Origin of the sequence: Variovorax sp. Root318D1 (assembly GCF_001424835.1) — a bacterium.
In the GTDB taxonomy this organism is placed as follows: domain Bacteria; phylum Pseudomonadota; class Gammaproteobacteria; order Burkholderiales; family Burkholderiaceae_C; genus Variovorax.
Genome location: NZ_LMCQ01000021.1, coordinates 270313 through 283362, shown reverse-complemented (window position 1 = coordinate 283362; position 13050 = coordinate 270313). Strand labels below are relative to the sequence as shown.

Here is a 13050-nt window from a genome sequence, read left to right as displayed (position 1 = left end):
GACGTGCTGGGCCAGTACGCCCAGGGCAGCGCCGCCGATGTCGAGGCCGCCGTGGCCGCCGCCACCGCCGCCTTCCCCGCCTGGGCCACCGGCAGCATCCAGGCGCGCTCCGACGCCCTGGACAAGATCGGCACCGAGATCCTGGCGCGCAAGGAAGARCTSGGCACCCTGCTCGCCCGCGAAGAAGGCAARACCAAGGCCGAAGGCATCGGCGAAGCCACYCGCGCCGGCCAGATCTTCAAGTTCTTCGCCGGCGAATGCCTGCGCCTGTCGGGCGAACTGCTGCCCTCGGTGCGCCCCAACATCGGTGTCGAGATCACCCGCGAGCCCGTGGGCGTCGTGGGCCTCATCACCCCCTGGAACTTCCCCATCGCCATTCCGGCCTGGAAGATCGCCCCGGCCCTGGCTTTTGGCAACTGCGTGGTCTTGAAGCCCGCCGACCTCGTGCCCGGCTGCGCCTGGGCGCTGTCCGAGATCATCCACCGCTCGGGCATCCCGGCGGGCGTGTTCAACCTCGTGATGGGCCGCGGCAGCGTGATCGGCAATGCGCTGGTCGAGCATCCCGGCATCCATGCCATCAGCTTCACCGGCTCGGTGGGCGTGGGCCGCAACATCGCGGTGCAGTGCGTGACCCACCACAAGAAGGTGCAGCTGGAGATGGGCGGCAAGAACCCGCAGATCGTCCTGGACGACGCCGACCTGGCCCAGGCGGTGGAACTGAGCGTGCAAAGCGCCTTCTACTCCACCGGCCAGCGCTGCACGGCGTCCAGCCGGCTGATCGTGACCGAGGGCATCTATCCCAAGTTCATCGAGGCGATGAAGACCCGCATGGCCAAGATCAAGGTGGGCGATGCACTGGCCCAGGGCACGGACATCGGGCCGGTCTCTTCCCAGTCGCAGCTGGAGCAGGACCTGGAGTACGTGGCCATCGGCCAGGGCGAAGGCGCCACGCTGGCCGCGGGCGGCGAGCGGCTGAAGCTGGAGACGGACGGCTACTACATGTCGCCGGCGCTGTTCAGCGAATCGGCCGCGGCCATGCGCATCAACAAGGAAGAGATCTTCGGCCCGGTGGCCAGCGTGATCCGGGTGAAGAACTACGAGGAGGCGCTGGCCACGGCCAACGACACGGAGTTCGGTCTGTCGGCGGGGATTGCGACCACGAGCCTGAAGCATGCCACGCACTTCAAGCGCCACAGCCAGGCGGGCATGGTGATGGTGAACCTGCCCACGGCGGGGGTGGACTACCACGTGCCCTTTGGCGGGCGCAAGGGNTGCCACGCACTTCAAGCGCCACAGCCAGGCGGGCATGGTGATGGTGAACCTGCCCACGGCGGGGGTGGACTACCACGTGCCCTTTGGCGGGCGCAAGGGTTCCAGCTACGGCCCGCGCGAGCAGGGCAAGTATGCGCAGGAGTTCTTCACCACGGTGAAGACGGCGTATACGTTGGCTTGAGGCCCGGCGAGTTTCAGCCTTTGCGGCGGCGGCGGCGCATTGCGAGTTCGATCAGCTCGAAGATCCCCTCGCTCATCAGCGCCAGCGCCGCGGCCGGCAGCGCGCCCGCTAGCAGCAGCGCGCGGTCGTTGAGCGCCAACCCGGTCACGATACGTTCGCCGAATCCGCCCGCACCGATGAAGGCTGCGATGGTCGCGGTGCCAATGGCAATGGCCGTGGCCGTTCGAACGCCCGCCAGCAGCGTTGGCAGCGCGAGCGGCAGCAGCACCAGCCGCAGGCTCTGCGGCGGTGTCATGCCAAGCGCGGTGCCCGCCATGCGCAGGCCGTTCGGCACTTCGGCGAGGCCGGTCACCGTGTTGCGCATGATCGGCAGCAGCGAATAGAGCGTGAGCGCAATCAGCGCGGGCAGCGCGCCGATCGCGCCGAGCAGCGAGATCAGCACCGCCAGCAATGCAAGCGACGGCACGGTTTGCAGGATGCTCGCGATGCCGAGCACCAGCGCGCGCAGCCGCACGTGCGCAAACACCAGAATCGCGAGCGGCACGCCGATCAGGATCGCAACGCCCACCGAAATCGCCACCAGCATCAGGTGCTGCCGCGTGAGCTGCCAGAGATCGGGGCCGAACAGCTTGGCGGCGAAGCCTCGCCTCGAATCTTGCGGCTGCGCCTTTCCGCCCGTGCTGGCGAGAAAGTCGCGCGCAATCGCGTCGAAGGGCACGCTTTGCAGCTCGGCGCGCGCATTCATCGCGATCATCGCGCGCTCGTCGATGCGGCCTTCGAGCGTCTGCAGCGCGGCCCAGGCCTTGGGCAGCCGCGTCGGCAGGTCGAGCTTGTAGAGCACCACCGCGTCGTAGCGCGGGAAGTATTTCTTGTCGTCTTCCAGCACGCGCAGGCCGAGGTGGTCGATCTTGGCGTCCGTGGTGTAGATGTCGATCGCGTCGATCTGCTTCGCAGCCACGGCTTCGTAGGCCAGGCCATGGTCGAGGCCGGTCGGCGTTTGCGTGAAGCCGTAGCGTGCGGCCAGCCCCTTCCAGCCGTCGGCGCGCCCGATGAATTCGTTCGAGAGGCCCAGTTTGAGTTCGGGGTGTTTTGCCAGGTCGCTCAGCGTGCGCAGGCCCAGCCGTTCGGCATCGGCCGCGCGAACGGCCAGCGCATAGCCGTCGTTGAAGCCGAGCGGAATGGCCACGCCCAGGCCCAGCGGTGCCAGCGCCGCATTCATGGCCTCGCGCGTTTCGGCCGGCGAGCCCTTGAGGATTTCGAGTGCAATGGTGCCGGTGTATTCGGCATACAGGTCGATGGCACCCGAGCGCAGCGCTTCATACACGATGGCCGTGTTGCCCAGCCCCTGTCGCACCACCGGTGGCGATGCAGTGTGCGGTGCCGCCGTCTGGGCCAGCAGCTCGGCCAGGATGTACGACTCGGTGAAGCGCTTGGACCCGACGCGCAGCGTGCCCTCGCCGGGTTGCGCCGACGCAGCGGCACCGAGCCAGGCTATAGCGAACAACAACAATGCGGCGCGCAGGATGCGGCGGTGGGGCAGGCACATCGGGGGCCAGTGTATAGACATCGCCCCGGTCGGGGCACCCGCCCATCTCCTACAAACCCTGGTGCGGGCTACCGATGCTGGGCGGATGCAATCGCACCCATCATGGCCGGCATGAAGAAGAAAGCCAAACTCCTGCCCGGCCCCGACGTGCACGGCCTGCGCGAGCTCCCGGGCCTCAGGGTGGAGGGCTACAGCCTGCAGCTGCGCGACAAGGACGGCTTCGTCGGCGACCAGGCCAGCCAGACCGCCTTCAGGGAGTTGCTCGAACGCTGGCGCAAGCGCCGCCGCAAGGCCGGTACCGATCCATTGGGCAAAACACACTCGCGCGACCTAAGCAAGAAGCAGCTCGACCGCGTGCTGCAGAAGCCCTCGGATGCCGGCGACCTGATGCATGCCGCCATCGAGGAGTTTGCCGAAGAACTGGCCTTGGTGATCCAGCGCTTCACGCGCCAGCCCTCATGGAAGAAGGTGGAGCGCATCGTGGTGGGCGGCGGCTTCACTGAAAGCGACGTGGGCGAGCGCGCCATTTTGCAGACCGCGGCCATCCTCGAGGACATGGGCGTGCACGTACAGCTCGGGCGGCTGTCGCACGAGGTCGACGACGGCGGCCTGATCGGCTGGGTGCACCTCACGCCGCCGGCCATGCTGAAGAAACACGACGCCATCCTGGCCGTGGACATCGGCGGCACCAACGTGCGATGCGGCATCGTGAAGACGCGCCGCCGCAAGGCGCGCGACCTGTCGCTGGCCAAGGTGGTGCGGCGCGAGAAGTGGCGCCATGCGGACGACAGCCCGAATCGCACCGACATGGTCGAGCGCATTGCGCTCATGCTGGAGGATATGGTCCGCTACTGCGAGCGCAAGGACATCCGCCTCGCACCTTTCATCGGCATCGCGTGCCCGGGGCTCATTCGCAAGGACGGCTCGATTGAGCGCGGCACGCAGAACCTGCCCGGCGATTGGGAAAGCCGCGCGTTCCACCTGCCCAGCGCGCTGTGGCGCCGCATGCCGATGATCGGCTCCGGCCCCACGCTGATCCTGATGCACAACGATGCGGTAGTGCAGGGGCTGAGCGAGCTCCCGTTCATGCGCGATGTTTCCCATTGGGGCGTGCTGACCATCGGCACCGGCCTTGGCAACGCGAGCTTCACCAATACCTTCTAACCCGGTGCCGCTGCGGCAGCGGACGGCATGGCGCCGCCGAGTGCCTTGTAGACGGCCACCATGCCAACCGCCATGCGGCTCGTGCTTTGCACCCGGTCGCGCCTCGCCTGGAGAAGCGCGCGGCGGGCGTCGAGCTCGACGCCGAAGTCCGTGAGTCCGTTGGCATAGCGCGCATGTGCCAGCGTGAGCGCGTCGCGGCTGCTGCGCTCGCGCTCGACCAGCTCCGCATGGCGCTGGCGTTCGGCGGTGTAGGCGCTCAGCGCGGAGTCGATCTCGTGCCATGCCTTGAGCACCGTCTGCTGGAAGGCCACCGCGGCTTCCTGCTGTTGCAGTTCGCGCAGGGTTACCGTGCTCCGGCGCCGGCCGTTGTCGAAGATCGGCAGGCTGATGGATGGGCCCACGTGCCACTGCCGGCTGCCCCATTCGCCAAAGCGCTCGCTGCCGGCCGATTCGTAGCCGAAGCCCGCGCCGAGCGTGACGCGCGGGTAGAGGTCCGCCACGGCCACGCCGATGCGCGCCGTCGCGGCATGCAGCTGCGCTTCCGCCGCGGCAATGTCAGGGCGCCGGCGCGCCACGTCGGAAGGCAGGCCCAGCGCAAGGTCGGGCAGCGGCGGCCCCTGAAGTGCTTCGAACGTGTCGGCTGCGCCGTCGGAGGGCTGAGCGAGGTCGGCATTCAGCGTGCCGGGCGACGCACCGGTCAGCAGCGTGATCTGGTTCATGGCCTGGGCCTCCTGCTGCAGCAGCATCGGAATGCGTGCGCGCAGCTCGGCCAATTGCGTGCGCTGGCGCGTCGGGTCCAGGTCGGTGACCAGGCCGCCGTCGGCCCGCGCTTGCACCAGCTCGAGCGATTCGGCCGCGGCCGCAATGTCGGCGCGCGCCAGCCGCAGTTCGCGCTGCGCACCGCGCAGTTCGAAGTAGCTGCGCGCCACCTCGGCCTGAACGCTCTGCTGCGCCTGCCGCAACAGGGCGGCCGATGCGCCGGCGTCCGCATCGGCGGCCTCGATGCTGCGCCGAACGCGGCCCCACAGGTCGATTTCCCACGACGCATCGAAGCCGGCCTGGTAGAGGTTGTAGGGCTCGCTCAAGGTGCGGATCAACTGGTCGCGGTTGGACACCGACGAACCCAGCGCATCGATCATCCGGGTGGCGGCGCCGGTCTCGCTCTGGCGCTGCCGGTTGACGCTGCCGCTGGCATTGAGCTGCGGTGCCTGCTGCGCCGCCGCCGCGGTGCGCTGGACGCGGCTTTGCGCAAAGCGAAGGGCAGCAGTCTGAAGATCGTGGTTGGCCGCGAGCGCGCGTGCCTGCAGCCGGTCGAGCAGCGGATCGTTGAAGGCCCTCCAATCGCCGGATGCAACGGCCGTTGACGCCGCTGTCCTCTCGGTGCCGAGCAGCGCCGGCGAGCCGCCGTGCCATGCAGACCAGTCGGCCGGCGCCTGCACCTCCGCGGGCCGGTGGTCGGGCCCCACGGCGCAACCGGCAAGAAGAAGCGCGAGCGCGGAACAGCAGAAGAGGGTGCGTGATGCAGACATGCGGTGCTCCCGGGTTCAGACCAGGCGGTGGCGAAACAGCCAGGCCGCCAGCGGCAGCGTGACGATGGCAATGATCGATAGCGGAATGAGGTTGTGCCACACGGTGCCCAGGCCCACGCCCTCGAGGTACACGCGCTGCACCAGGTCGATCGCAAAGCGCAGCGGATTGGCCATGGTGATCACCTGCAGCGCGTGCGGCATGTTGCGCACTGGCGTGGTCAGGCCCGACAACAGCATCATCGGCATCAGCAGCACGAAGGTGTAGAGCATGGCCTGCTGCATGTTGGCCGACACCGCCGAGATCGAGAGGCCGATGCCCACGCTCGCCACGGTGAAGAAAACCAGCCCGGTGTAGAGCGTGGCCAGCGAGCCCGCCATCGGAATGCGAAACCAGAACAGCGCCACCAGCAGGATCAGCGTCGACTGCGCAAGGCCGACCGATATTGGCGGCAGCGCCTTGCCGATCATGATTTCGAGCGGCGACATCGGCGTGACCAACAGCTGGTCGAAGGTGCCTTGCTCGCGCTCCCTTGCCACGGAGAGTGCGGTGAGCAGCAGCGTCTGCAGCATGCTGAGCGCGGCGATCAGACCGGGCAGCAGGTTCCAGCGTGTCTGGAGGTTCGGGTTGAACCACGCGCGGGACTCGATGGTGAGTGGGCTTGGCGGCGCGCCCGCGCGCGTGCGCAGTTCGGCGTTGTAGCGCTCGACCACCGCGCTCACGTAGCCGGCCGCGGAGCCCGCCGTATTGGAGTTGCGCGCATCCAGGATCAGCTGGATGGCCGCGGGTTGACCCGCACTGAGCTGCTGCTCGAAGTTGGGTGCGATCTGGATCACCAGGAGCGCCTTCTCGGTATCGATCACCTCGCGGATGTCGGCCTGCGTGCGCAGCGTGGCCACGCGGTGGAAGACGCCGGTGCTGTCGAGATGCGCAATCAGCTCGGTCGATGCGCCCGTGCGGCTCTGGTCGAGCAACGCGTAAGGCACGTTCGAGAGATCGTAGGTAGCGGCGTAGCCGAAGATCAGGCTTTGCATGATCGCCGGAACGAACAGGATCACGCGGCTCGCCGGGTCCTTGAAGATGGCGAGCAGCTCTTTCCTGCAGAGGTTGGCGATGCGCAGCAGAAAGTCGGTCATGAGTGCCGTCCTTCAGTCGAGGCTCTTGCGCGTGACGGCGCGTGCGAGCAGCAGCAGGCCCACGGCATAGGCGAGCAGGACCGCGCAGTTGCGCCAGATCAGCGGCCAGACGTCGCCCGCGAGGAACAGCGTCTTGATCAGGTCCATGAAGTAGGTGGCGGGCAGCACATGGCCGATCACGCGCACGGCAACGGGCACGTTGCGCAGGTCGAACAAAAAGCCCGACAGCATCATCGACGGCATGAACGTGGCGATGAGCGCCACCTGGCTCGCAAGAAACTGGTTCCGCGTGACCGACGAAATCACGAGGCCGAGGCTCACTGCGACGATGAGGTAGAGCATGGAGCTGAGCACCACCGCGAACAGCGAGCCGACCATTGGCACCGCGAACAGGAAGCGCGCGGCCAGGAGGCACAGCGTCAAACCCAGCATGCCGACCGCGAAATACGGAATGATCTTGGCCAGCAGAATTTCCACCGGCCGCACCGGTGTGACGAACAGCGCCTCGAGCGTGCCGCGCTCCCATTCGCGGGCCATCACCAGTGCAGTGAGAAAGGCGCCGACCAGGGTCATGATCAGCACGATGAGCCCGGGCACCAGGTACCAGGTGCTGGTGTTCGCGGCGTTGAACCACATGCGCTGCTCCACCGTCACGCGGCCCGTGGCGGGCGCGTCGGCTCCGGTGGCGCCGCCGCCGCGGTCCGCCTGGCGCAGGGCCGTTTGCGCGAGTGCGCCGCTCACGTAGGCCTGGATGATGGTCGCGCGCCCCGCGTCGGCCCCATGCACGATGAGCTGCACGCGCGCATTGCCCGCGGCCAGTGCGCGCGAAAAGTCGGATGGCACGCGGACGATGCCGTCGATCTTGCGTTCGCGCATCAGCGCCTCGGCGTCGTGCATGGAGCCCAGCAGCACGGGCGCGATGGTGGGCGAAAGCTGCAGGCCGGCAATGGCTTCGTGCGCCGTGGGCGACGGGTCTTCGAGCACCACGCCGACCGGTGCGTTCTTCACGTCGAGCGACATGCCGTAGCCGAAGATCAGGATCAGCACCATCGGCAGCAGGATGCCGATGGCCAGGTTGCTGCGGTCGCGCAGCAGCTGGCGAAATTCCTTGCGCGTGAGGGAGATGAGGCGGGTCCAAAAGCCACTCATGCCGCCACCTTCTCGTTCTTCTTTTCGCGCTCTTCCCGCCGCGCCTTCTCGACAATGCCGATAAAGGCCTGCTCCATGTCGATGCGCGTTTCATGATCCTCGCCATCGAGCGCCTGGGTGCGCACCTCCCGCGGCGTGCCGATGGCCAGCACCTTGCCGGCGTCCTGGATCACGATGCGGTCGCAGTACTCGGCTTCTTCCATGAAGTGGGTCGTGATGACGATGGTGGTGCCGCCTTCGGCCAGGGCCGTGATGCGGCGCCAGAACTCGCGGCGCGCCAACGGGTCGGCGCCGCTGGTGGGCTCGTCGAGAAACAGGATCTCGGGCTCGTGCAGCAGGCCGGTGGCCATGGCCAGGCGCTGGCGGTAGCCGCCGGGCAGTTGCCCGCTGGGCGCATCGAGTTCGCGTTCGAGATCGAATTGCCGCAGCACCGTGTCCATGCGTTCGCGCAGCTTCTCGCCGCGCAGGCCGTAGGCGCCGCCGAAGAACGAGAGGTTCTCGCGCACCGTGAGGTTGCCGTAGAGCGCGAACTTCTGCGACACATAGCCGATGCGCTGCCGGGCCTGTGCGCGCGCATGGCGCAGGTCGACGCCGGCCACGCGCAGCTGACCGCCGCTCGCGGGCAAGAGGCCGCAGAGCATGCGGAAGGTGGTGGTCTTGCCCGCGCCGTTGGGTCCGAGCAGGCCGAAGATCTCGCCGCGCCGCACCGAGAAGCTGGTGCTCGCCACGGCCACGAAATCGCCGAATCGGCGCACCAGGTCTTTCACCTCGATGACCACTTCGCCGGGCTCACCTTCGGCTGGCGCAAGGCCCTCGGCAGCGGGTGGCGCGACGTTCGCCGCAGCGGGGTGCGCACGCAGCAGCATCATGAAGCCGTCTTCGAGCCGCGGCGGCACGGGCTCGGCACGCGCGCCGTCCAGCAGCTTCTCGAGCGCCGCGTCGTCCGCGCCCTGGCGGCGGATGAAGTGCACCTCGCCGCCTTGCGGCACGGCGTCGACGATGTCCTGCCGCGCATCGAGCAGGCGGGCCTGCATCAGGCGCGGCGGCTCGCCCTCGGGCGGCGCGGCGACGAAGCACATGCCTTGCGCATGGCCGCGAATCTCGGCGGGCGTGCCCTCTGCGATCAGCTGGCCCTCGCGCAGCACGAACACGTGGCTGCAGCGCTCGGCTTCGTCGAGATACGCGGTGCTCACGATGACCGAAAGCTTTTCGTCATCGACCAGCTGCTGCACGATCTGCCAGAGCTCGCGCCGCGAGAGGGGATCGACGCCGACAGTGGGCTCGTCGAGCAGCAGCAGCTCGGGCGAACGCACCAGCGTGCAGGCCAGGCCGAGCTTCTGCTTCATGCCGCCCGAGAGCTTGCCCGCGGGGCGGCCGGTGAATTGGCCGAGGTCGGTCATTTCCATCAGCCGCGCATAGCGTTCGCGGCGTTGGCTGGCGGACACGCCGTGCAGGTCGGCGTAGAGGTCGAGGTTCTCCTGCACGCTCAGGTCGTCGTAGAGGCCGAAGCGCTGCGGCATGTAGCTGATGAGGTCCTGCACCGCCTGCGGGTTGGTCGATACATCGATGCCCAGCACGCGCAGTTCTCCTTCGTCGGCGCGCATCAGGCCAGCCATGAGCCGCAGCAGCGTGGTCTTGCCCGCGCCATCGGGCCCGACCAGCGCAGTGAGCGTGCCGGCCGGCACATCGAGTGACACGTTGTCGAGTGCGCGCACCGTCTGCTTCGAGGCCTTGACCACGAAGCGCTTGTGCAGGGAGCGTCCGCTGACGGCGGGCTCAGTGCGCAGCATTCAACATCCCTCCGAGCATGCGGTCTTGCTCCTGAGGGAGCAATGCGCAACGACGGTCGATGAGATCCGTCATCACGGCTTGCCGTTCGGAGACAGCTGCAGCCGCACGGTGGCCGGCATGCCGAGCCGCAACCGGTCTTCCTTGTCGTCGACCATCACGCGGATTTCGTAGACCAGGCTGCTGCGCAGTTCCTCGGTCTGCACCGTCTTGGGCGTGAACTCGGCCACCGACGAGATGTAGCCCACCTTGCCCGCGATCGGCTGGCCGGGGTGGCTATCGGTGGTCACGCGGGCCTCCTGGCCGGGCCGCACGCGGCCGAGGTCGGGCTCGGCCACGTAGGCGCGCACCCACTTGGGATCGGTGATGGCCAGCGTGAAAGCCGGGCGCTGCGGGGAGGCCATGTCGCCGGGCTCGAGCAGGCGGGCGCGCACCACGGCATCGATGGGCGACTTGAGTTCGGCCTCCTGCAGCTGGTGGTTCATGAGCGCGAGATCGGCGCGGGCGGATTCGAGCTGGGCCTGCGCCTGCGCGATGTCTTCCTTGCGTGGACCGGCAACGGCGAGCTGCTGAGCCTTGCGCGCGTTTTGCAGTTGCGCCATCGCCACCTTGCGGCGGGCCTGGGCGCTGTCGAGGTCTTGCTGACTCACGGCGCGGCCGGCAGTGGTCTGACCAATGGCCTGCAGGCGCGCGAGCTGCTGCTGTGCAAGGTCGGCATCGGCCTGCGCTGCGGCCACTTGAGCGCCGGCCTGCGCCAGTTCTTCGGGTCGGCTGCCGGTCTTCAGGCGCAGCAGGGCTTGCTCCTGCACGCCGATGCGCGCCTGCGACTGGGCCACGCGCAGCACGAGCGAGCGGGTGTCGAGCCTGCCCAGCAACTGCCCCGCGCGCACGTGGTCGCCTTCCCGCACTGCGAGTTCGGCCACGCGGTCATTGGCGTTGAACGCCAGAGAGACCTGGCGCACGTCGACGTTGCCGTACAGCACGAGTTGGTTGGACGGCGTGGCCGAACGATGCAAGTACCACCAGCCGCCCGCTGTGGCGGCCAACACCACGACGGCAGCGGCAATGAGGGGTTTCTTGTTCATGGGGCGGGCTCCTGCCGATTTTCGAATCAGGTCGGATATTATCAAATTGAAATTTGAATTTGAAGTATTTTTTCATTTCGATTAACCTTGGGCCATGGCTTCCCGCTCTCCCAGCATCCGATCTTCCGACGCTCGCATGCCCGTCCCACGCCCGGCTGCGGCACGCATTCCGCGCACCTCTCGCACCGACGGCAGCGCCACGCGCCTGCACATCCTCGAAACCGCGGGCCAGCTGTTTGCGGAACGTGGCTTTGCCGAGAGCACCAGCAAGGAGATCTGCACGCGCGCCGGCACCAACATGGCCGCCGTCAACTACCACTTCGGCAGCAGGGACGGCCTTTACGAGGCCGTGCTGATCGAGGCGCACCGACAGCTCGTGAGCATCGACGAGCTGGTCAGCCTGGCCAGCGTGCCGACCGATCCACGGCTCAAGCTGCGGACCTTTCTCACGCACCTGATCGAGATGGGGAGCCAGCCCAAGGCGCCCTGGGGTTTTCGCGTGGTGCTGCGCGAGGCGCTTTCGCCTTCGCCGGCTCTGCCGGTGCTGATCCGGCAGGCGGTGCTACCCAAGGCCAAGCTGATCCGCGGCCTGATCGGCGGCATCATGGGTTTGCCCGACGATCATCCCTCGGTGCAGCGCGCCATGCTGTTCGTGGTGCTGCCCTGCATCGTGATGACGGTGGCGCCCAGAAACCTGCGCAACGAGGTGCTGCCGGCTCTCAAGGACGCCGAAGGCTTGGCGGACGACATGATGCGCTACGTGTTCGCAGGGCTCGATGCGCTGGCGAAGGACGCCAAGGCGCAGGCGCCTGCTACAACTGGAAAGCGACGGTGAGCAGCAGCCCCTCGGCCACGTCGCGCACGAGGCCCGGCCGCCGCGCGCGGTAGGGTTCTCCGGCGGAAGCCGTGGTGTCGATCCACTCGGCCAGCCAGTCGATCTCGCGCGGGCCGTAGAACACCACGGCTGCCTCGTGATTGAGCAGCAGGCTGCGCAGGTCCAGGTTGATGGAGCCGCACATGGCCAGCTCGTTGTCGACCACCACGGCCTTGGCATGCGCCATGAAGGGCAGCATGCGAAAACTTACGCCCGCACGGGCCAGGTCGCGCATGGCGCGTGCGCGCACGAAATCGGCCAGGCGGTGGTTCGATCGCGCGGGCATCGCGATGGTCACCTGCACGCCACGCCGCGCAGCCAACCGAAGTGCATCGCGCAGGCCGTCGCCGGGCACGAAGTAGGGCGTGATCGCGAGCACGCGGTGCTCGGCCCGAAAGCAGGCGTCGATGAGCAGCGCATGGGCCGTGTCCTCGGTCTGGTCAGGGCCGCTCGGCAGGAACTGCGCCATGGCGCCGCCCGCGTTTTCATCGACGTCGTCTGCGGTGATTGCGCGCGCCTTGCGCCCGCGCACCGAACTCCAGTCGTGGTCGAACTGGCGGGCCGCGGCGGCGGCGACGCTGCCGCGCAGGTCGAATGAAAGATCGCGCCAGCCTTCGGGATGCTTATCGTTGCCGGTGAAGTATTCGCCGGCGAGGTTGCGACCGCCCGACCACAGCCAGCCGTCGTCGGCGATGGTGAACTTGCGGTGGTTGCGCAGGTTGCGCGGCCCGATGCGGCGCAGGCTGAAAAACGGGCGGAACACCGTGACCTCGCCGCCCGCAGCGCGCAGCACTTCGAAGTGGCGGCGCGGCAGCGTCAGCGCGCCGAAGCCGTCGAGCAGCACGCGCACCTTGATGCCTTCGCGGGCACGCTGCGCCAGCCGCTCGATGACGGCGCGGCCCAGCGCGTCGTCGCCGATGATGAAGGTGCACACGTCGATGCGCTCGCGTGCGCCGTCGATCACCTGCCACAGCGCCTCGCGCGCGGCTTCACCGTCGGCATGCATGCGGATCGCGCAGCATCCCGGCGGCGCGAGGCCGAAGCTCTCGATCAGGTCCGCCGCCCAATGCCCCGGCGGCACCGAGCGCGGCGGCCGCGGCGAGCCCGCCGGACGCAGCTTGCGCTGGCCGAACAAGAGATAGATCGGCAGGATGAAGTAGGGCATGAGCACCAGCCCCATGACCCAGGCAATGGCCGTGGTGGGTGCCCGCTGTTCGCGGCGCGCGCGCGTGGTCAGCACATAGACCAGCAGCGCGAAGGTGACGACGAGGAAATGCTGTGACGGTGAAGGAAGCCAGTCGAAACTCGAGTTCGGCATGCGGCAATGA

10 protein-coding genes and 1 pseudogene are annotated in these 13050 nt (G+C 67.9%); 4 read left to right on the top strand and 7 right to left on the bottom strand.

The window, feature by feature from the left end:
• Positions 1 to 1271 (top strand): annotated as a pseudogene (locus ASC78_RS19830) (aldehyde dehydrogenase family protein); the annotation flags it as partial.
• A gap of 1 nt (position 1272) precedes the next feature.
• A partial coding sequence (locus ASC78_RS28085; protein ID WP_055799130.1) for an aldehyde dehydrogenase family protein occupies positions 1273 to 1453 on the top strand: 181 nt, incomplete at its 5' end.
• A gap of 13 nt (positions 1454 to 1466) precedes the next feature.
• Here the strand turns inward: ASC78_RS28085 and ASC78_RS19825 are convergent.
• On the bottom strand, positions 1467 to 2999 hold the full coding sequence (locus ASC78_RS19825; protein WP_200934333.1) for an ABC transporter permease/substrate-binding protein: 1533 nt from the start codon (positions 2997 to 2999) through the stop codon (positions 1467 to 1469).
• Positions 3000 to 3110: 111 nt separating this feature from the next.
• Here ASC78_RS19825 and ASC78_RS19820 point away from each other — a divergent pair, with 111 nt between their 5' ends.
• A complete protein-coding gene (locus ASC78_RS19820) occupies positions 3111 to 4163 on the top strand; it encodes an ROK family protein (RefSeq protein ID WP_055805109.1) in 1053 nt (350 codons plus the stop codon).
• Here the strand turns inward: ASC78_RS19820 and ASC78_RS19815 are convergent.
• The 5 genes from ASC78_RS19815 to ASC78_RS19795 form a co-directional block, all read right to left on the bottom strand.
• Entirely contained in the window at positions 4160 to 5692 is a 1533-nt protein-coding gene (locus ASC78_RS19815) for an efflux transporter outer membrane subunit (protein ID WP_055805007.1), read from the bottom strand. The two genes, ASC78_RS19820 and ASC78_RS19815, sit on opposite strands and share 4 nt — an antisense overlap.
• A gap of 15 nt (positions 5693 to 5707) precedes the next feature.
• Entirely contained in the window at positions 5708 to 6826 is a 1119-nt protein-coding gene (locus ASC78_RS19810) for an ABC transporter permease (RefSeq protein ID WP_055805004.1), read from the bottom strand.
• A 12-nt stretch (positions 6827 to 6838) separates the two neighbouring features.
• The gene (locus tag ASC78_RS19805) at positions 6839 to 7975 is read right to left on the bottom strand and encodes an ABC transporter permease (RefSeq protein ID WP_055805001.1); all 1137 of its coding nucleotides are present in this window, start codon (positions 7973 to 7975) and stop codon (positions 6839 to 6841) included.
• On the bottom strand, positions 7972 to 9765 hold the full coding sequence (locus tag ASC78_RS19800) for an ATP-binding cassette domain-containing protein (RefSeq protein WP_055804999.1): 1794 nt from the start codon (positions 9763 to 9765) through the stop codon (positions 7972 to 7974). The genes ASC78_RS19805 and ASC78_RS19800 overlap by 4 nt, the downstream gene beginning before the upstream one ends.
• A gap of 72 nt (positions 9766 to 9837) precedes the next feature.
• Complete coding sequence (locus tag ASC78_RS19795; protein ID WP_055804995.1) at positions 9838 to 10848, bottom strand: HlyD family efflux transporter periplasmic adaptor subunit; 1011 nt, start codon at positions 10846 to 10848, stop codon at positions 9838 to 9840.
• A gap of 136 nt (positions 10849 to 10984) precedes the next feature.
• On the opposite strand from ASC78_RS19795, the gene ASC78_RS19790 reads away from it, so the two are divergent.
• Positions 10985 to 11683 carry a TetR/AcrR family transcriptional regulator gene (locus ASC78_RS19790; RefSeq protein ID WP_055804992.1) on the top strand — a complete coding sequence of 233 codons (699 nt, stop codon included), beginning with the start codon at positions 10985 to 10987 and terminating at the stop codon, positions 11681 to 11683.
• Here the strand turns inward: ASC78_RS19790 and ASC78_RS19785 are convergent.
• Positions 11661 to 13040 (bottom strand): phospholipase D-like domain-containing protein, encoded by a 1380-nt coding sequence (locus ASC78_RS19785; protein ID WP_055804990.1) that lies wholly within the window; start codon positions 13038 to 13040, stop codon positions 11661 to 11663. The two genes, ASC78_RS19790 and ASC78_RS19785, sit on opposite strands and share 23 nt — an antisense overlap.
• Between the last annotated feature and the right edge of the window lie 10 nt (positions 13041 to 13050).